The organism is Flavobacterium ginsenosidimutans, from assembly GCF_037478105.1.
GTDB classification, from domain to species: Bacteria; Bacteroidota; Bacteroidia; order Flavobacteriales; family Flavobacteriaceae; genus Flavobacterium; species Flavobacterium ginsenosidimutans.
In genome coordinates this window covers 2,048,836-2,067,378 of the sequence record NZ_CP147988.1, presented here as the reverse complement: position 1 = coordinate 2,067,378, position 18,543 = coordinate 2,048,836, and the positions used below count along the sequence as shown (strand labels likewise).

Here is an 18,543-nt window from a genome sequence, read left to right as displayed (position 1 = left end):
GCTTTTAATTTGGTCAGACAATCTCTTTCCTAAAGTTCTTGGAAAGAGAATTTTTTAATGTCAAAATCTTTCTATGAATTTTAGTTCAGACCCAATAAACACCCTAGAAAATCTTATAGCAAAAAACAAAACAAAAAGCTTTTCAATCTATTTGATTTTAATTTTAACCGTTCTGATTTTCTTGGGATTATTGCCTTTAATTAAAGTCGACATCAGTAGTCAGAGCCGTGGTATTATTAGAAGCAAGATAGACAATGTTCCTGTTGCAACAATTGTAAGCGGCAGGATAAATTGGATAGCATTAAAAAATAATGCTTTTGTAAAAAAAGGAGATACACTTTTAAAGATCTCTAAAGAGAATTTGGAAAGCGAGAAAAGAACCCAAGATACATTGTCAAGCTCTGTTTTGTTATTGTTAAGTGATATTTCAAATCTTTTGCACAACAAAACATCGCAATTGCAGACATCCACAGCGCGAGAGGATTTATTTAAATTTCAATCAGGGAAAAACGAACTGCAAAGTAAAATTTCGCAAGCACAAATAAATTACGATCGTAATAAAATTCTTTATGATAAAGATATTATTGCAAAAGCAGATTTTGAAAAATATGATTATGAATTACGTTTAGCCAAACAAGCGTTGCAAAGTTTTGTAAGTCAGCAAAAATCAACATGGGAAAATCAGAAAAGAGATTTAGAAGAACGATTAAAAAATCTTAATGGAACTGTTACTAAAATAAACGTTGAGTCGAATAATTATTTTGTTTTGGCTCCCATTTCGGGAACTATAGAAAACTTTTCAGGGATTCAAAAAGGTTCTTTTGTAAATGCATCGCAATCTATTGCAACAATTTCTTCTCCAGATCATCTTATTGTTGAGAATAATGTCTCTCCAAATGATATTGGTTTGATTAAGAAAAATCAAAAAGTAAAATTTCAATTAGATGCTTTTAATTATAACCAATGGGGTTTGTTGGAAGGGAAAGTAATTGATATTGACCAAAATATAACAATGCAGGGAGAACAAGCATTTTTTAAAGTTCGCTGTGCATTAGATTCTAAAACTTTACACCTAAAATCGGGTTACAAAACCGATGTTTCAAAAGGAATGACCTTAACCACAAGATATATAATTACACGCCGAAGTTTATTCGATTTGCTATTTGACAAAATAGACAATTGGCTAAACCCAAAACAATTATCTGCTAAAATATAAATGGCTTCAATAAAAATAAAACAACATGATATTAAAGATTGTGGTGCTGCTTGTTTGGCATCTATTGGAAACCATTTCAAAGTTAATCTTCCCATAGCCAGAATTCGTCAATATGCCAATACAGATAAGCGAGGGACTAATGTTCTTGGGATAATTGAAGCTGCCGAGAAAATGGGTTTTACAGCAAAAGGAGTAAAAGGAGGTTTTGATTCTTTAGATAAAATCCCGCTTCCAGCAATTGCCCACATTATCACAAAAGAGCAATTACATCATTATGTAGTGATTTATAAAGTTGAAAAATCTACAATCATGGCTATGGATCCAGGTTTTGGTAAAATGGAAACATACACTTTTGATGAATTTCAAAAAATCTGGACGGGCGTTTTAATTCTTTTTGCACCAAATAATGATTTTAAAACATTAAATGAAAAAACTTCGCCTATAAAACGGTTTTGGAATTTAATTCAGCCACACAAAACTATTTTAATTCAAGCATTAATTGGTGCTATTGTATTTACAGTTTTAGGATTGGCTATGTCTATTTATATTCAAAAAATAACGGATTATGTTTTAGTTGATGGCAATAGAAATCTGCTTAATTTATTAAGTGTTTCCATGATCGCAATTATTTTGCTTCAGGCTTATATTGGCTCAAAGAAAAGCATTTTTGTGATGAAAACACGCCAGTTAATCGATGCCAAATTAATCTTAGGTTATTATAAACATTTGCTTCATCTGCCACAGCGGTTTTTTGACACGATGCAAATCGGAGAAATCACATCTAGAATAAATGATGCTGTAAAAATACGATCCTTTATAAATGAAACTGCGATCGAAATGATTGTAAATATTTTTATCGTCGTCTTTTCATTTGTATTAATGTTTACCTATTATTGGAAATTGGCTTTGGTCATTATTCTGGTTATTCCGTTTTATGTTTTTGTTTATTTTCTGCTAAATAAATTCAACAAAAAGGTTGAAAGAAACATAATGGAAAATGCAGCTGAATTACAAACACAATTAGTTGAAAGCATTACGCATGTTAGAACTGTAAAAGAATTTGGGATCGAAGAGTTTTCAAATTTAAAAACCGAAAACAAATTTGTAAAACTATTGTTTATAACATATAAATCTGGTCTAAATGGCATTTTTGCCACAACATCGACGCAGTTTTTGGCATCTGTATTTACTGTAATCTTAATGTGGATTGGTTCAGGTTATGTAATCGACAGAGCAATTACTCCTGGAGAATTGTTTTCGTTTTATGCTCTGATAGGATATTTTACTTCTCCTGTGGCTTCTTTAATAAATATGAATAAAACAGCACAAAATGCACTAATTGCAGCAGACAGACTTTTTGAAATCATGGATTTAGAAAGAGAAGAAACAGAAAACAAAATTGAATTATCAAAAGAAAATTTGGGAGATATAAAATTTGAAAATGTTTCTTTTCGGTATGGATCTCGCATGGAAGTTTTTAAAAATTTTAATGCCGTATTCAAGAAAAACCAGACAACAGCGATTGTAGGTGAAAGCGGTAGCGGAAAAACTACTTTAATTTCGTTATTGCAAAACCTTTACCCAATAAAAGAGGGCAAAATTAATATTGGAGATTTTGACCTTCATCATGTTCATTATAAGAGTTTAAGAGAAATTGTTGGTGTTATTCCCCAACAGCTTAATTTGTTTTCTGGAAATATTATAGAGAACATTGCTTTAGGGGAATCTTTTCCTAATATTCAGAGAATTTTAGAGCTTTCAAAACAACTTGGAATTCATGAGTTTGTCGAAAAATTGCCAAATGGATTTGAAACACAGATTGGTGAAAATGGAGCGATGCTTTCGGGCGGACAAAAACAAAGAATTGCCATCGCAAGGGCATTGTATAAAAATCCCGAAATTTTGTTAATGGATGAAGCGACGGCATCATTAGATACTCAATCAGAAAAAATTGTGAAAGATGTTATTGATAATTTTAAATCCTCAGGAAAAACTATAATTGTCATTGCACATCGTTTGAGCACAATAGCCAATGCAGATACTATATTAGTTATGAAAAATGGTTCAATTGTGGAATCTGGAAATCATTTTGATTTGTTAGAACAAAAAACGGAGTATTTCAATTTGTGGAATAAGCAGAATTTGATTTAAATGTTTGTTAATTAATAAACATTTCGATTTCTCGTTTTAACAAGATGCTGTAACTTTACTTTTTGAACACTGCCTTACTCAATTGGTAGTATAAAATCATTAAAAGTTACAAGTATATGGCAACGAAATTATTTTCTCCGCTCACGATAAAAAAAATCACTTTAAAAAATAGAATTGCAATCTCCCCAATGTGCCAGTATTCTGCAATTGACGGATTTGCAAATGATTGGCATCTTGTTCATTTAGGAAGCCGTGCAACTGGCGGAGCTGGACTTATTATTCAGGAAGCAACAGCAGTTTCTCCAGAAGCCAGAATTTCTCCTTCAGATCTTGGAATCTGGAAAGATGAACATATCGAAAAATTAAAACAAATCAACGCTTTTATTGTTTCTCAAAATTCGATTCCGGGAATCCAGTTAGCACATGCGGGAAGAAAAGCAAGTGTTTCGGCTCCTTGGTTGGGAAATAAAAAATTAGATTTCGCTCAAGGCGGATGGCAGACCGTTGCGCCAAGTGCGATTCCGTATCATGATGGCGAACCATTTCTTCCAGAAGCTTTAGATAAAAACGGAATTCAAAAAGTAATCTCCGATTTTAAAACTGCTACAAAAAGAGTAGTGGAAGCAGGATATCAGGTTTTAGAAGTTCATGCGGCTCATGGTTATTTACTGCACCAGTTTTTGTCTCCTTTAACGAATGTAAGAACAGATGAATATGGAGGAAGTTTCGAAAACAGAATCCGTTTCACTTTAGAAGTTGTAGAAGCAGTTCAGTCAGAATGGCCTTCAGATTTGCCTTTATTTGTTAGAATTTCAGCAACAGATTGGGCAGAAAATGGTTGGAATCCAGAAGAATCTGTACAGCTTTCTAAAATATTAAAAGAAAAAGGAGTAGATTTAATCGATGTTTCTTCAGGCGGATTGGTTTCGCATCAAAAAATAACATTAGGATCAGGTTATCAGGTTCCTTTTGCAGAAAAAGTAAAACAAGAAGCCAACATTGCCACAGGCGCAGTCGGACTAATTACAGAAGCCAGACAAGCAGAAGAAATTTTAAATATGGATCAAGCTGATTTAATTTTATTCGCCAGAGAATCATTGAGAAATCCGAACTTGCCTTTAGATTTCGCTAGAGAATTAAATGACGATATTCAATGGCCAAAACAATACGAGAGAGCTAAACTTTAATTTTTTTTCCGCCACGAATTCACGAATCTATTTTTTTTTAATTCGTGAATTCGTGGCGAATAAACTAAAACAAAACCAATGCAAAAGATAAAGACAGCACTATTATCATACGGAATGTCAGGAAAAGTTTTCCATGCTCCGTTTTTAGATATTCACGAAGGATTTGAATTATTAGGTTCTTGGGAAAGAAGCAAAAAATTAATTCAAGAAGATTATCCATACGTAAAAAGTTACGCTTCGCTAGACGAATTATTAAGCGATGATGTCGATTTAGTAATCGTAAATACACCAGTGGGAACGCATTACGAATATGCTAAAAAAGTGCTTTTGGCAGGAAAGCATGCAGTTGTAGAAAAAGCTTTTACAACAACAGTTGCTGAAGCAAAAGAGTTAGTCAAAATTGCAAAAGAAAAAGGCTTGAAATTGGCTGTTTTTCAGAACAGAAGATGGGACAGCGATTTTAAAACCATAAAAAAAGTAATCGACGACGGCGTTTTAGGAGATTTGGTAGAAGCAGAATTTCATTTTGACCGTTACAATCCATTATTGAGTCCAAAAGCGCATAAAGAAACAGCAAATGACGGAGCTGGAGTTCTTAAAGATTTGGGGCCGCATATTATTGATCAAGCTGTAAGCTTGTTTGGATGCCCAAAAGCCGTTTTTGGAGACATTCGTGTAACCAGAGAAAATTCTGTTGTAGACGATTGGATCGATCTGACTTTGTTTTATTCTAATTTCAGAGTTCGTCTAAAAGCTGGTTTTTTTGTGAGAGAAGCCAATCCGGCATACACCATTCATGGAAAAAAAGGATCTTTCTTAAAACCTCGCGGAGATGTTCAAGAAGATGATTTGAAAGTGGGTAAAAAACCGAATTTAGATTCTTGGGGGACAGAAGACGAAAGCTTGCAAGGACTTCTACATACTGAAATTGAAGGTAAAATTGTGAGAGAAAAAATCCCAACGCTTCAAGGCAACTATTTCAGTTTCTTCGACGGCGTTTACGATTCGATTGCAAACGATAAAAAAGAACCGGTTACAGCAGATGAGGGTGTGAAAGTAATGCAGATTATAGAAGCTGCAATTGCAAGTAATGCACAGCAAAAGGTAATCAGCATATCCTAAGTTAGGATTATCATTCCGTAGGAATGTTTCGTCGGTAGAAAAAATAATATTCAGACGCATTTACGTTCCGTAGGAACGTTTGATTTTGATGCCATTTTTTAATAATCTAATGTGTCAAACGTTCCTACGGAACAAATAAATCATATATAAAAAGGGCTATCTCAATTTTGAGACAGCCCTTTTTATTAGTTTTAAAAAAATGAAACAAATTATAATTCTACTAAACCTGAAAAATTGTAATTTTAATAAGAAGATTATAATTGAAAACTTCTTAATTTATAAACAATAACGTTGTAAATTGTGTATAGTTCTTCAATATACGCACTTTGCCATGCGTTTTTAGTATTTTTGACAATATCATAAAAATTTAATATGCTGATAAATTTTAACCCATTAGCGCTTTTTCAGACCAAAGGAAAAATCAAGAAAGTATTTAGAGAAGCAAAAGCCTCTTATTTAAACCGTATTCGTTTTGCTGTTGGAATGTTTTATTTCGGAATGGGTTTGAGTTTTGCTACATGGGCGAGCAGAATTCCAGATATTAAAACGGCTTTAAATTTAAGCGAAGGAGATTTAGGTTCTATACTTTTTGCGCTTCCAGTTGGACAATTGGCTATCATGCCGTTTTCAGGAAAAATGGTCACAAAATTTGGAAGCCACCGCATTCTTATTTTTTCTTTAATAATGTACGTTTTCTGTCTTATAAACTTAGGTTTAGCAACAACGGCATTACAATTATCTCTCGGATTATTTTTGTTTGGTTTATTTGGAAACCTTGCCAATATCGCTGTAAACACACAAGGCGTTTATACCGAAGTTTTGTTTAAAAAGACAATCATGTCATCATTTCACGGAATGTGGAGTTTTGCAGGATTCACAGGTGCGTTAGTTGGTTTAGGAATGCTGGCTTTAAAACTAAATCCGCTGCATCATTTTATAATTGTGGGGATTATAGTTTTATTGATGGTCGCGTTTAATTTTAAATTTTTAGTTAGAGCCAAAGAAAAAAAGAAACCAAAAGAAGAAGGCAAAAAACTATTTGTAAAACCAGATACCGCTTTGCTTTGGCTTGGTGTAATCGGATTTTGCAGTATGGCCAGCGAAGGTGTTATGTTTGACTGGAGTGGTGTTTATTTTAAAGATATTGTAAAAGCGCCAGGACCATTGGTGGTTTTAGGTTATACTTCTTTTATGATTATGATGGCTAGCGGAAGATTTCTTGGTGACGGATTAATCAATAAATTTGGACGCGAACGCGTTATGCAGATTAGTGGTGTTATGATTTCGGCCGGACTTTTTACAGCTGTTTTTCTACCTTATATTATTCCATGTACCATTGCTTTTATGTTTGTAGGTTTGGGCGTTGCAACGATTGTTCCTACCGTTTATAGTATTGCAGGTAAAAACCCAACAGTTCCTGCGGGAGAAGCTTTAACGATTGTTTCGAGTGTAAGTTTCTTAGGTTTCTTAATGGGACCTCCAGTAATTGGGCATATTGCGCAAAGTTTCGGATTGCAGTTTTCTTTTGCATTTATTGGAATTTTTGGAGTTCTAATTGCTTTTATGGTTTCTAAAATTAGAACATCAGCTTAATATCTTTTTGATTAATATTGATTAAAAACAAATAAATTTGTAGGAATTTATTTGTTTTTAAATATTTCTTTCTATATTTGAATTCAAGCAATTGCTTGAGTTTACAACGCTCTTTTTTCCAAAAGCCAATTTTATCTTTTGAATGAAGGATTTCGATCCTAAAATGATTTTGAAAGTAAATTGAATTTTTTTAATGAGAAAAAAGTACGCGGTCTTCTTTATTGTATGGTTTTTTAATTTTGCTTTTTCACAGAAGGAAATTACGGTAACAGGAATTGTTATTGACGCTCGAACGCAAAATCCGCTAGAAAATGTAGTGGTAACGATACAAAATACTGCTGTAATGCAGCTAACGTCAAAAACTGGGAAATTTGAACTTCATATATTTCCCAAAAAAGAACAATTGCTTTTATTGAGAAGTCAAGGATATAAAGATTTCCTTTTAAAAGTGCAGTCTAATGCAGGTCAAAATATAGATCTTGGGATTTTACAATTAGAAGATACGTATTCAGATGAAGTTCCGGCAGCATTGATTACACTTTCTGATAGTGATTTTTCGGATGATAATAGCTCGTCTGAAATGACTTCTGGACTTTTACAGTCTTCAAAAGATGCTTTTATGTTGGCATCTGCTTTCAATTGGGGGCAAGCCCGATTTCGTATTCGTGGTTTAGACAGCGAGAACGGAACGATGATGCTCAACGGAATGGCCATGAATAAAATCTACGACGGTAGACCGCAATGGAGCAATTGGGGCGGTTTGAATAATGTACTTCGTAATCAAGAATTCTCGGTTGGAGCTGCTGCTTCCAATTACACTTTTGGTGGAATTTTAGGTACACAGCAAATTTTTACAAGAGCTTCTTTATATCGAAAAGGAACATCGCTCACATTTTCAGGAAGTAATACAACTTATACTTGGCGCGGAATTGGAACTTACGCTTCAGGAATGAATGCTTCGGGTTGGGCTTATGCAATTTCTGCAGGAAAACGTTGGGCTGATGAAGGTTATTTTGAAGGTACAAATTTCAATGCAGATTCTTTTTTTCTTAGTGTCGAAAAGAAATTAAACAATAAACATTCAGTCAATTTTACGGGATTTTATACTCCAAATTCGCGCGGAAAAAACTCAGCCAATACAAATGAAGTAACCGGTTTAATGAATGAAAAATACAATTCGTACTGGGGATTTCAGAATGGTGAAAAACGAAATGCAAGAGTAAAGAATGTTGAAGAGCCTTTAGTTATGCTTAATCATTATTTTAAAATTGATGATAAAACAAATCTAAATTCTGCGATAATGTATCAATTTGGAAAGGTAGGAAATAGCAATATAGATTACCAAAATGCTGAAAGTCCAGATCCTGTTTATTATAAAAAATTGCCAAGTTATTTTAGTTCGCTTTATGCGAAAGATCAAGGTGAATTTTCAGGCGAGTTTACTCCCGATTATGAAAATGCAGATAAAAACAAAATAGCCCTTTTAGCAAATCCCCAGATAGATTGGAACAAAATGTATTTTGCTAATCAGAAGGTTGGACCAAATGGTTTTGAACCTTCTCAAAGTCATTATGTGCTTTACGAAGACAGAACAGACGATCAAACTTTTGCTATAAGTTCAAATTTGAATACACAGCTTTCTTCTAATATTTCTTTTGACGGAGGCTTTACTTTTAAAAAATTGAAGTCTCATAATTTTCAATATTTACTAGATCTCCTTGGTGGAGAATACTTCGAGGATATAGATCCGTTTTACAAAGGAAATCTTTCGCAATCTGATTTGCAGAATCCAAATCGAAAGGTTAAAAAAGGCGATACTTACGGATATAATTTTAATTTTCTGGCTAATACTTTGGATGTTTTCACGCAGTTTAGGTTTACGTATAACAAAACAGAATTCTTTTTGGCACAGTCTTATTCTGTTTCAGATTATCAAAGAGAAGGTTTGTATCAAAACGGACTTTATCCTACTACTTCTTTAGGAAAAAGTGAAAATGTAAATTTTGAGAATTTTGGTTTTAAAGGCGGATTTACTTATAAAGTTTCAGGAAAACAATTGCTGTTTTTTAATGCTGCACATCTTACTCGTGCGCCTTCATTAAGAAATACTTTTTCCAATTCACGTTTAAATAATAGCATAGTTGACGGAATCGAAAGTGAAAATATTACAAGTGCAGAGGCAAATTATGTTTATCGTTCTGCTAAACTCAAATTACGTTTAACAGCTTATTATACTTTAATTAAAAATACATCAAAAACTTCTTTTTTCTACGCAGAAGGAATCTTTGATAATGGCGCGGGATATGATGCTACTGATGCTTTTGTAAGTCAGACTTTGACCAAGTTAGACAAGAAAAATACTGGCGCAGAATTGAGTTTTGAGTATCAGATTTCATCAACATTTAAAACGAATTTATCTGCAGCTTTTGGAAATTATATTTACAGTAGTAACCCAAATGTGATGATTACAAATGATGCTAATATGGCAAAAGATGGTGTGCAGACGACATTTAATTTTGGAGAATCTTATCTCAAGAATTACAAACAGCCTGGAATGCCACAACAAGCTTATTCATTTGGACTGGAATATCGTGATCCTAAATTTTGGTGGCTTGGCGCTAATATTAATTATTTGGCAGAAAGTTATATTGATGTTTCACCAATTTCTAGAACATCTCAGTTTTATATCAATCCAGCAAACGGATTTCCTTTTCCCGAAGCAACTTCAGAAAGAGGAAATGAATTATTAAAACAAGAAAAATTTAATCCAATTACATTGCTGAATCTTAGCGGTGGCAAATCTTGGCGTATCCGTAAAAAATATATTGGACTTTTTGCAAGCGTAAATAATGTACTTGATTTGGTTTATAAAACAGGTGGCTTTGAGCAGGCAAGAAATGCAAATTTTAGAGCCTTAAATCAAGATGTTTCTAGTGGCACCCCTTCTTTTGGACCAAAATATTATTACGGTTACGGACGAACTTATTTTCTAAATCTTACTATCGGTTTATAAATTGAAAATCTATTTCTTATGAAAAAACTAGTTTTATTTTTTATCTCCCTATTATTATCTGGATGCAATGCTGAAGTTGAATCTCCAAAATTAGCTTGCACGCAGCCCAATTTTACTGCAAACAAAACGGTTGAAAACATATATGAGCTTTCGGGTACAACTGCGAAACAATATGTATATGATGATATTATAGAAGCTTATGTAGTGTCGAGTGATGAAGGTGGTAATTTTTTCAAATCAATTTCACTGCAGACTTTACCAACTGCAGTAAGTCCATCTATTGGTTTGAGTGTTCCTGTAGATGCCTCAAATACCTACATAGATTATCGTGTGGGAAATAAAGTATATGTAAAACTTAAAAATCAATTTACAGATCTATATTATGGTGGTTTAAGAGTTGGAAGTCTTTATGTGAGTAATGCTGGAGATCCTACAATTGGCAGAATTTCTCAAAACGAATATAAAAATGTACTGAACGCATCCTGCGCAATGATCGATGAAAATCAATTGGTGGCATCACTTTCTATAGAAGAAGCATTGTCAGATTCTAGATTAAATACTTTGATTGAATTAAATGATGTTGAATTTACAGAAGCAGCATTAGGGCGCCATTATTTTGAAGAATCTAATAATGTTGGAGGCTCGACCAATTGGAATTTAAGAGATAAAACAGGAAATCAAATTATTTTTAGAACTAGCGGTTATGCAAAATTTGCAGACCATTTTGTACCTGAAGGAAGTGGAACAGCGAGAGGAATTTTAACAAAGTTTGGTTCAGATTATCAGTTTATGGTTCGTTCTGAAAATGATGTTGTTATGAATGGAAAAAGAAGTACACCATTTTTCTCAGAAGATTTCCAGTCGGTTAAAAACAACGTGAATTTTGCATTGCCAGGCTGGAGCAATATTGTAGAAAAAGCAGCCAAATTATGGAAGAGTATGGTTTATTCTGGAAATGGTTATGCAGAGTTTAATACAACAAGTACAACAGCGGCCGAGAATATTGCATGGCTCGTTTCGCCTAAAATTAATCTTGAAGGATACAAAAATGCTGTTCTTTCTTTTAGAAGCGCACAGCATGATTTGAAGGTTGATTCGCCACTAAATACTTTGGAGGTTTACGTTTCGACCAATTTCGATGGTTCAAGTATAGCGAAGGCTAAATGGACAAAATTAAAAGCAAATGTCCCAACGCTTTCTACACCCGCTCGACAATTTATTAGTTCTGGTGGAATTGATCTTTCGGAGTATTCTGGAAAAATAAATATTGCATTTAGATATGTAGGATCTGGAAAAGATAAGACTTTAAACGGTGCTTTTATGGTTGATGACGTTAAGATTTTTGGAGAGAAATAAGAACTGGCTTAGAATAATGGAAATAATTTGCTGATTTTTAATGTATTATTGAAAAGTTTGTAGTTTTTGTATTTCAAAACGTTAAAATCTAATTGAATTTTGTATTTTGGTCATCCCAAATCAATACAAAAAAACAAATATGAGAACCTACTTTATTGCCATCATAATGATGGTGTTTCCTTTCTTGATGCATAGTCAGGACAATGTTAGACTAAAGCAGATCAATATTGTAAAAACAAATTACCAAAACTCTAAAGACGGCGAAATTGTTAACAAAACAATGGCTTTTAAAGACGGTAAACTTCAAACTATAACTACTTCAGATGTTGTACAGCATTTCTATTACAACAAAAATGGGTTGCTTGATATGACAGTTAAAGATAAAATTGGAAGTGACTGGAAAGAAGTGGTAAACTATTCTTATGATGCTGATAACAACATAACTAAATTTGTAAAAAAATATCAGGAAGGGCCTAATTATATTACAAAAGTAGTTTCGTTTTTATATGAAGGAGCGAGAGTAAAAGTAACTACAAAAAAGAGTACCAATCATCAGAATTTAGTAGACGATATTGAATATCTTGTTGAAAACGGGATTATTGTAAGACGTACTTCACGTGATAGAAATAAGGCTATTATTGGAAAATTAGAATATGTTTATGTAAACGATAATGTGTCGAGACATAAAGGATTAGTTGGAGATAAAATCTCTAAATCATACACTTATGATGATAAAAAATCGGTTGACCAATTAATCGTTCAAAATCTTTTCGGTGATAATTACAAAGTAATCGTTCCAATGATTTCTTATCATGAAGATGAATTTGAATTTGAATCTATTTCATATAATAATGAAATGAATTTTAGTCCATCGTCAACAGCTTTAGTAGCAATCAGCAGAAAATACAAATACAATAAATTAAACTATCCAATTTCTTGCTCTCAGATAGAAGAAAACGGAATTGTGAAAACGGAAAAAACGTTTATTTACGAATAAAAGTTTTAAAAATAGACCATTTATTGAGTAAGTGGAATCTTGTTGAGTTTATCTTGACGGGTTCCATTTTTTTTTGAAGTTTATTCTCCTAATATAAATGTAAAAACAAAATTGTATAATCGATTGTAGCTGACAAATCATTAAATTTGCAACTTATTCAAGACTATGTTAGAAAAAGAAGTTATAAACTTTGAGCGAACAGTAATCGTTGGGATTGTTACTCAAAGTCAAAGTGAAGAAAAACTAAATGAATATTTAGACGAATTGGAGTTTTTGACTTTTACCGCTGGTGGTGAGGTTATTAAACGTTTTTCGCAGAAAATGGAGCGCCCTAATCCAAAGACTTTTGTGGGAACGGGAAAAATTGATGAAATCAATCTTTTTGTGGTTGAAAATAAAATATCGACTGTAATTTTTGATGATGAATTAACGCCATCACAGCAAAAAAATATTTCAAGAATTATTGATTGTAAAATTCTAGACAGAACGAATTTGATTCTGGATATTTTTGCACAAAGAGCCGAAACTTCATACGCAAGAACGCAGGTAGAATTGGCGCAATGCCAATATTTATTGCCAAGACTTTCTGGTTTATGGACACACCTTGAGCGTCAAAAAGGAGGTATCGGTATGCGTGGACCTGGGGAAACGGAGATCGAAACAGATAGACGTATCGTACGGGACAGAATTTCGTTATTGAAAGAGAAAATCAAAACGATTGACAAACAAATGGGAGTTCAGCGAAGCAACCGTGGCGCAATGGTTCGTGTCGCTTTGGTTGGATATACCAATGTTGGAAAATCGACTTTGATGAATGCAATTGGTAAAAGCGATGTTTTTGTTGAGAATAAATTGTTTGCAACCTTAGATACAACAGTTAGAAAAGTGGTTATTAAAAACCTTCCTTTTTTGCTTTCTGATACGGTTGGATTTATTAGAAAATTGCCGACACAGTTAGTAGATTCTTTTAAAAGCACACTAGATGAGGTTCGTGAGGCAGATTTACTTTTGCATGTTGTAGATATTTCGCATCCAGATTTTGAGGATCATATCGAATCGGTTAACAAGATTTTGCAGGAAATAAAAAGTAACGATAAACCAACGATTATGGTTTTTAACAAAATCGATACTTATAAACATCTTACTATCGATGAAGATGATTTGATTACCGAAAGAACTCGTAAACATTATACGCTTGGAGAATGGAAACAGACTTGGATGAGTAATGTTGGAGAGGATAAAGCACTATTTATTTCTGCAAGAAACAAAGAAAACTTTGAAGAGTTTAGAGAAAGAGTTTATGAAGCGGTTCGCCAGATTCATATTACGCGTTTTCCATATAATAATTTCTTATATCCTGATTATAAGGATGCAGTTGAAAAAGAAGATGAAGAATAAAATAGAAACGGCTTTTGAGAAATCAAAAGCCGTTTCTATTTTGCCACAGATTAAAGGATTTTTTAATCTAAATAATCCTTTAATCTGTGGCATTAATAAATCTAGCCAATGCAATAATTAAAATCCGAAATTGATTCCTAAACCAAATACTTCTCTGGTTTGAAAACCTCTAAAAGCATTGTCGTCATATATTGTCTGGAATGAAAAATTTGCCGATAGAAATTTATTTACTTTCATGACAATGTTTAAGGAATAATTAATATCGACATTTTGAGGGTCTTCTAAATAATTTGAATATAAATTTAGAGTATTTTCGGCAGTAACATTAGTCATAATAGCCAGTTTGTAATACACAGAAGCATAGAATCCGAGTTCGTAACGCATGCTTTTGTTGGTATCGACACCAAAATAATATCCATCAGGATAAGGTAAACCTGTCGCGGGATCAATAGCTGTGGTGTAAGCTTTGTCTACAAAGGTGAATTTTGAGGTAAGCGGTGCAAAATTTATCTTGAGATTTTCATCTTTTGACCAATAAATACCAGGACCAGTTGTTAGATAACCTGGAGACATGAATTTAGTGTTTTCGGTTCTAATTTCTTTTCCGTTTGCATCCTGTCCGTAAAGATATCCCGTTGTAAACTGTGTTCTGAAGTTTAAGAAATAAGAATAATACCATTCTCCAAATGCTCTTTTTCCGACGATTGAATTGAATTCTAAACGGTCATCCGTTTTCTTTTCAAAATCAGCGTTTTTAGTTTGAAGCAAACCGTAATAGGCAAGAACTTTGTTGTCCCAGGTTAAATCGTCTTTTTTGTAGTTGAAATCATAATTGATTCCGAGTGTTCCTGAGAAACTGTCTTCACCTCCAGCAATCCAGTTGTTAAAACTAGATTGGTTTAATAAAAGAGATACGGTTCCTTTTGCTTTCCAGCCTTCTTCTTCAATTGTATCATTGATTTTTTTTACGGCTTTTTCGGTATTTTGTGCTAGTTCTTTTTCTGTATTTTGGGCTTGTACAAATGTAAGATTTGCTAAAACGAAGAGTAATAATAGTATCTTTCTCATGGTTTTTAGTTTAGAGTGTATTATCAAATATACTAAAAACCAATGAAAAGTTAAGGGATACTATGTGTTATTGAAGGTTATTTCTTAGATTCTTTGTATAATGGCACTGCAGAACATGCTTCGCCGTACATAATGCTTCGGGCAAAAGGCTGAAGATTATTTGTTGCTAAAATATAAGCGCGCATCGGAACTGGTTTTCTAGAACAGCCTTTTACAATTACAGGTTTGTTTTGGTAAACGGAGTAATCGATTTTGCTTAAAATTTCTTCATAAAGGCTTGCGTCAAGATCTTCGATGGTTCCGTTGACTACTTTTTTTGCAAAAGGTGCTAAATGAACGCTAACCAGAATTAATGCCCAAGCGGGAATTATAGCATCTGTACTGCAGTGTACAGCTACATATTGATCTTGATATTGTGACCAATCGTGGTTTTTAAGATGTTCTCTAAAGTCTTTTTCTTTCAATAAAAATCCTTCCAAAAGCCATTGCGAAATGTCAATCTGCACACGCATTCCTTTTGGATAATAATCCTCTAAATCAAAAACTTCTAAAGCACTATTGGCAACTTTATTGATGATTTCTTCCATTTCTTTTTAGTTTTCAGTCGCAGTCTCAGTCGCAGTTGTTAACTGAGACTGAGACTGTAAACTGTATACATATATTCAATTGTTTTAGCCACAGTTGAATACTGAAAACTGCGACTGAAAACTGAAAGCTTTTTTAAAGCATTCCTAATTCTAACTTAGCTTCTTCGCTCATTAAATCTTTGCTCCAAGGCGGATCGAAAGTAATTTCTACGTCTACATCTTTGATGTTTTCGATTGTTTTTACTTTTTCTTCTACTTCTCTTGGCAAACTTTCTGCAACTGGGCAGTTTGGAGAAGTAAGTGTCATTAAGATTTTTACTTCGTAATCTGTGTTTACCATTACATCGTAAATTAATCCTAACTCATAAATATCTACAGGAATCTCAGGATCGTAAATGCCTTTTAAAACTTTTACGATTGATTCTCCTAATTCGTTTGTGTCTATTTCTTGTTCCATTTTTGTATTTGTTTTTACCATTAAGAAATTAAGAGAATTAAGTTTTGCTTCTGTATTTACTAAGCTTAATTTTCTTTTAATTATTTAAGAAAAATTAAGTTCAAAGCTTTATGAAACTTAATGCCTGAATGGTTTTATTTTTTTTTAATTTTTGTTTTTAGCATCAAACGCCAAAGCGTACATTTTGATGTTTTTTATCATCGAAACTAAACCGTTTGCACGTGTTGCAGATAAATGTTCTTTTAAGCCAATTTCATCTATAAAATCAGTATCAGCTTCCAAGATATCTTTTGCTTTTTGATTAGAGAAAGCACGAATTAAAATCGCGATTATTCCTTTTGTCAAAATAGCATCGCTGTCGGCAGTGAAAACAATTTTATCGTCGTTTTGTTCACCTTGCAGCCAAACTTTTGACTGGCAGCCTTTGATTAAATTATCATCGGTTTTGTATTCTTCTTTAATTAACGGAAGACTTTTTCCTAGTTCGATGATGTATTCATAACGCTGCATCCAGTCATCAAACATTGAAAATTCGTCTATTATTTCGTCTTGTATTTCTTTTATTGTCATAATTATTCTTTAGAAAAATCAACTAATAAATTTACTAGTTTTTCGATTTCTTTTGGAGGAAAACCATTGTCAAAACCTGCTGTTTCATAGGTTTTTCCGTCTTTAGTTATTTTTAAATTTCCGATAGCGGCGCCATCATATGTACGTTTATCAGTTGGAGCTTTTAAAGTGTTGAGACTTTCTAAGTTAACTTTTGAATAAGCATCAACAATTTTATTCCATTTTGCATCGTCAATATTGCTTTTAACAGCTTCGGCGTTACGTTCTTTAACAACAGAAACCGATTTATTTTGTACTACAATACTTTTGTAATAACCTCTCGACATTGCAGAATATTCAATTTGAGTAGATTTCATGTCGGCTTTTTTTTGACTGCAGCATCCCGTAGCAATAAAAAGTGTCAGGAGCAATAATGATACTATTCGCATATAATTTGTTTTTTTAGCTTAACATAGTTTGTGCTTTCTTAACAGCATCAACCATTGCATCGATTTCTTCTTTTGTGTTATAAAATGAGAAAGAAGCACGAATTGTTCCTGGAATACAGAAGAAATTCATAATTGGCTGAGCGCAATGGTGTCCGGTTCTAACCGCAATCCCTAATTTATCTATAATAGAACCAACATCATACGGGTGAATTCCGTCAATATTAAACGAAATTACAGAAGCTTTATTTTTGGTGTTTCCGTAAATTCGGATACCCTCAATTTCGTTAAGACGTTTTGTAGCGTGCTCTAAAAGCTCAGTTTCATATTCGTGAATGTTTTCAAAACCAATGCTGTTCAAATAATCAATTGCAGTTCCTAAAACAATCCCGCCAGCAATATTTGGAGTTCCAGCTTCAAATTTATGAGGCAAATCTGCGTAAGTTGTTTTCTCGAAAGTAACTTCTTTTATCATTTCGCCACCACCTTGGTAAGGAGGAAGTTTGTTCAGCCATTCTTCTTTTCCGTAAAGAATTCCAGTTCCAGTTGGACCACACATTTTATGTCCTGAAAAAGCATAAAAATCGCAGTCTAATTCCTGAACGTCCGGTTTTAAGTGCGGAACTGCCTGTGCACCGTCAATTAAAACTGCTGCTCCAACAGAATGTGCTTTGTCAATAATATATTTAATTGGGTTAATAACTCCCAATGCATTTGAAATATGATTTACGGTAACAATTTTTGTTTTGTCTGAAAGCAATTTGTCAAATTCCTCAATGATTAATTCTCCATTGTCATTGATTGGAATAACTCTTAAAATTGCTCCAGTTTTTTCGCATAACATTTGCCAAGGCACAATATTACTGTGATGTTCCAATGAAGAAACTACAACTTCATCACCTGGTTTTAAAATCGAAGCAAATCCGTTTGAAACTAAGTTAATTCCGTGTGTTGTTCCCGAAGTAAAAAGCACTTCATGTGCATGTTTAGCGTTGATATGGTCTTTTACTTTTCCGCGAGAAATCTCGTAAGCGTCAGTTGCTAACTGGCTTAAAGTGTGAACGCCACGGTGAATATTGGCGTTGATTTCGTTATAATATTTTACTTCTGCATCGATCACAACTTGTGGTTTTTGCGAAGTAGCTCCGTTGTCGAAATATACTAATGGCTTTCCGTTTACAGTTTGAGAAAGTATCGGGAAATCAGCTCTTATTTTTTGAATATCTAGCATGTCTTATTTAGAAAAAATCTATCTACAAAAGTACTAAAACTAAATTTGTTTATACAGCAATTCTATAATTTCCTTTTATGATGCCATTGATTAAAGGCTTAAATGCTGATTTTATAAAAATCAGTTCGCTTTTCTGAATTATCTGAAACAGATTTATAATTTGAGTCTTAAA

Annotated in this window: 16 protein-coding genes; 10 read left to right on the top strand and 6 right to left on the bottom strand. The window is 33.3% G+C overall.

The annotated features are described in order from the left end of the window. The first annotated feature begins 73 nt into the window (after positions 1–73). The 10 genes from V6624_RS09130 (at position 74) to V6624_RS09085 (ending at position 14,154) form a co-directional block, all read left to right on the top strand. A complete protein-coding gene (locus tag V6624_RS09130) occupies positions 74–1,216 on the top strand; it encodes an HlyD family secretion protein (RefSeq protein WP_111286370.1) in 1,143 nt (380 codons plus the stop codon). Next, positions 1,217–3,367, top strand: coding sequence for a peptidase domain-containing ABC transporter (locus V6624_RS09125; RefSeq protein ID WP_338841608.1), 2,151 nt, complete (start codon positions 1,217–1,219; stop codon positions 3,365–3,367). 116 nt (positions 3,368–3,483) lie between these two features. Continuing rightward, positions 3,484–4,554 (top strand): NADH:flavin oxidoreductase/NADH oxidase, encoded by a 1,071-nt coding sequence (locus V6624_RS09120; protein WP_111286366.1) that lies wholly within the window; start codon positions 3,484–3,486, stop codon positions 4,552–4,554. Between the two features lie 78 nt (positions 4,555–4,632). Next, complete coding sequence (locus V6624_RS09115; protein ID WP_111286364.1) at positions 4,633–5,676, top strand: Gfo/Idh/MocA family oxidoreductase; 1,044 nt, start codon at positions 4,633–4,635, stop codon at positions 5,674–5,676. 372 nt (positions 5,677–6,048) lie between these two features. Continuing rightward, positions 6,049–7,269 (top strand): MFS transporter, encoded by a 1,221-nt coding sequence (locus tag V6624_RS09110; RefSeq protein WP_111286362.1) that lies wholly within the window; start codon positions 6,049–6,051, stop codon positions 7,267–7,269. Positions 7,270–7,462: 193 nt separating this feature from the next. Continuing rightward, complete coding sequence (locus V6624_RS09105; protein WP_338841607.1) at positions 7,463–10,282, top strand: TonB-dependent receptor; 2,820 nt, start codon at positions 7,463–7,465, stop codon at positions 10,280–10,282. An 18-nt stretch (positions 10,283–10,300) separates the two neighbouring features. Continuing rightward, entirely contained in the window at positions 10,301–11,638 is a 1,338-nt protein-coding gene (locus tag V6624_RS09100) for a DUF5689 domain-containing protein (protein WP_338841606.1), read from the top strand. 139 nt (positions 11,639–11,777) lie between these two features. Beyond that, entirely contained in the window at positions 11,778–12,635 is an 858-nt protein-coding gene (locus V6624_RS09095) for a hypothetical protein (RefSeq protein WP_111286452.1), read from the top strand. 165 nt (positions 12,636–12,800) lie between these two features. Then, on the top strand, positions 12,801–14,033 hold the full coding sequence (hflX, locus tag V6624_RS09090; RefSeq protein ID WP_111286356.1) for a GTPase HflX: 1,233 nt from the start codon (positions 12,801–12,803) through the stop codon (positions 14,031–14,033). Further along, positions 14,023–14,154, top strand: coding sequence for a hypothetical protein (locus tag V6624_RS09085; RefSeq protein WP_262510498.1), 132 nt, complete (start codon positions 14,023–14,025; stop codon positions 14,152–14,154). The genes hflX and V6624_RS09085 overlap by 11 nt, the downstream gene beginning before the upstream one ends. Here the strand turns inward: V6624_RS09085 and V6624_RS09080 are convergent. From V6624_RS09080 to V6624_RS09055, 6 genes are all read right to left on the bottom strand, one after another. Further along, positions 14,151–15,101 carry a DUF3078 domain-containing protein gene (locus V6624_RS09080; protein ID WP_338841605.1) on the bottom strand — a complete coding sequence of 317 codons (951 nt, stop codon included), beginning with the start codon at positions 15,099–15,101 and terminating at the stop codon, positions 14,151–14,153. The genes V6624_RS09085 and V6624_RS09080 overlap by 4 nt on opposite strands. A gap of 77 nt (positions 15,102–15,178) precedes the next feature. Beyond that, positions 15,179–15,688, bottom strand: coding sequence for a DUF2480 family protein (locus V6624_RS09075; RefSeq protein WP_111286352.1), 510 nt, complete (start codon positions 15,686–15,688; stop codon positions 15,179–15,181). A gap of 133 nt (positions 15,689–15,821) precedes the next feature. After that, positions 15,822–16,145 (bottom strand): SUF system Fe-S cluster assembly protein, encoded by a 324-nt coding sequence (locus tag V6624_RS09070; RefSeq protein ID WP_017494560.1) that lies wholly within the window; start codon positions 16,143–16,145, stop codon positions 15,822–15,824. Positions 16,146–16,289: 144 nt separating this feature from the next. Further along, positions 16,290–16,715, bottom strand: coding sequence for a SufE family protein (locus V6624_RS09065; RefSeq protein WP_012023259.1), 426 nt, complete (start codon positions 16,713–16,715; stop codon positions 16,290–16,292). Between the two features lie 2 nt (positions 16,716–16,717). After that, the gene (locus V6624_RS09060) at positions 16,718–17,071 is read right to left on the bottom strand and encodes a hypothetical protein (RefSeq protein ID WP_338841603.1); all 354 of its coding nucleotides are present in this window, start codon (positions 17,069–17,071) and stop codon (positions 16,718–16,720) included. 85 nt (positions 17,072–17,156) lie between these two features. Continuing rightward, complete coding sequence (locus tag V6624_RS09055) at positions 17,157–18,371, bottom strand: cysteine desulfurase (protein ID WP_338841602.1); 1,215 nt, start codon at positions 18,369–18,371, stop codon at positions 17,157–17,159. Positions 18,372–18,543 lie beyond the last annotated feature (172 nt).

Bases quoted from the DNA above. Each gene is read 5' to 3' on its own strand.
- V6624_RS09130 (WP_111286370.1), top strand. From the start codon at position 74: ATGAATTTTAGTTCAGACCCAATAAACACCCTAGAAAATCTTATAGCA.
- V6624_RS09125 (WP_338841608.1), top strand. From the start codon at position 1,217: ATGGCTTCAATAAAAATAAAACAACATGATATTAAAGATTGTGGTGCT.
- V6624_RS09120 (WP_111286366.1), top strand. From the start codon at position 3,484: ATGGCAACGAAATTATTTTCTCCGCTCACGATAAAAAAAATCACTTTA.
- V6624_RS09115 (WP_111286364.1), top strand. From the start codon at position 4,633: ATGCAAAAGATAAAGACAGCACTATTATCATACGGAATGTCAGGAAAA.
- V6624_RS09110 (WP_111286362.1), top strand. From the start codon at position 6,049: ATGCTGATAAATTTTAACCCATTAGCGCTTTTTCAGACCAAAGGAAAA.
- V6624_RS09105 (WP_338841607.1), top strand. From the start codon at position 7,463: ATGAGAAAAAAGTACGCGGTCTTCTTTATTGTATGGTTTTTTAATTTT.
- V6624_RS09100 (WP_338841606.1), top strand. From the start codon at position 10,301: ATGAAAAAACTAGTTTTATTTTTTATCTCCCTATTATTATCTGGATGC.
- V6624_RS09095 (WP_111286452.1), top strand. From the start codon at position 11,778: ATGAGAACCTACTTTATTGCCATCATAATGATGGTGTTTCCTTTCTTG.
- hflX (WP_111286356.1), top strand. From the start codon at position 12,801: ATGTTAGAAAAAGAAGTTATAAACTTTGAGCGAACAGTAATCGTTGGG.
- V6624_RS09085 (WP_262510498.1), top strand. From the start codon at position 14,023: ATGAAGAATAAAATAGAAACGGCTTTTGAGAAATCAAAAGCCGTTTCT.
- V6624_RS09080 (WP_338841605.1), bottom strand. From the start codon at position 15,101: ATGAGAAAGATACTATTATTACTCTTCGTTTTAGCAAATCTTACATTT.
- V6624_RS09075 (WP_111286352.1), bottom strand. From the start codon at position 15,688: ATGGAAGAAATCATCAATAAAGTTGCCAATAGTGCTTTAGAAGTTTTT.
- V6624_RS09070 (WP_017494560.1), bottom strand. From the start codon at position 16,145: ATGGAACAAGAAATAGACACAAACGAATTAGGAGAATCAATCGTAAAA.
- V6624_RS09065 (WP_012023259.1), bottom strand. From the start codon at position 16,715: ATGACAATAAAAGAAATACAAGACGAAATAATAGACGAATTTTCAATG.
- V6624_RS09060 (WP_338841603.1), bottom strand. From the start codon at position 17,071: ATGAAATCTACTCAAATTGAATATTCTGCAATGTCGAGAGGTTATTAC.
- V6624_RS09055 (WP_338841602.1), bottom strand. From the start codon at position 18,371: ATGCTAGATATTCAAAAAATAAGAGCTGATTTCCCGATACTTTCTCAA.